Annotated in this window: 1 protein-coding gene; it reads left to right on the top strand. The window is 46.5% G+C overall.

Translation table 11 applies throughout. The features are described from left to right. Positions 1–950 (top strand): GMP reductase (locus tag A3738_RS19410; protein ID WP_068763794.1); only part of this gene is annotated, 950 nt, incomplete at both ends.

Below are 950 nucleotides of genomic sequence, written 5' to 3'. Positions count from 1 at the left end.
CGTTTTATTTCGCCCAAAACGTTCAACCTTAAAAAGCCGTTCACAAGTAAGTCTTGAACGAACGTACAAGTTTAAAAACAGCGGTCAGACATGGACAGGCGTTCCAGTTATCGCTGCGAATATGGACACCGTTGGCACATTCGAAATGGCTGAAAGATTAGCCAGCTATAAAATGTTAACGGCAATGCACAAGCATTACACCGTTGAAGAGTGGACTGAGTGGCTTGGTAAGCAAGAAGATTCAATCTACGATCACATCATGGTGTCTTCAGGTACGTCTGATGCTGACTTCGATAAAGTAAAGGCCATTGTTTTAGCGAACCCTAAGCTACGTTTCATTTGTATTGACGTTGCGAACGGTTACTCCCAGCACTTTGTTGATTTCTTGCGCCGTGCGCGAGCTGATTTCCCAAGTATGATTATCATTGCGGGTAACGTTGTAACGGGTGAGATGGCAGAAGAGTTAATTCTATCTGGTGCGGATGTTGTTAAAGTCGGTATCGGTCCTGGTTCTGTTTGTACAACACGTGTGAAAACTGGTGTGGGTTACCCGCAGTTGTCTGCAGCAATTGAATGTGCTGATGCGGCGCATGGCCTTGGTGGTCACGTGATCTCTGACGGTGGTTGTACTTGTGCGGGCGATGTATCAAAAGCATTTGGTGCAGGTTCTGATTTCGTCATGCTTGGCGGTATGCTTGCGGGTCACGAAGAGTCTGGTGGTGAGCTAGTCGAGCGCGATGGCAAGATGTATAAGCTGTTCTACGGTATGTCATCATCAACTGCAATGAACAAGCACTCTGGCGGCGTTGCAAACTACCGTGCGTCAGAAGGTAAAACTGTTGAAATGCCATTTAAAGGGCCGGTCGATAACACAGTTCAAGATATTCTTGGTGGTGTTCGTTCAACATGTACCTATGTTGGCGCAGATAGCTTGAAAGAGCTTTCGAAGC

Source organism: Oleiphilus sp. HI0066 (assembly GCF_001635725.1).
The sequence above is the reverse complement of the archived record's forward strand: the minus strand, read 5'-3'. Positions and strand labels throughout refer to the sequence as shown.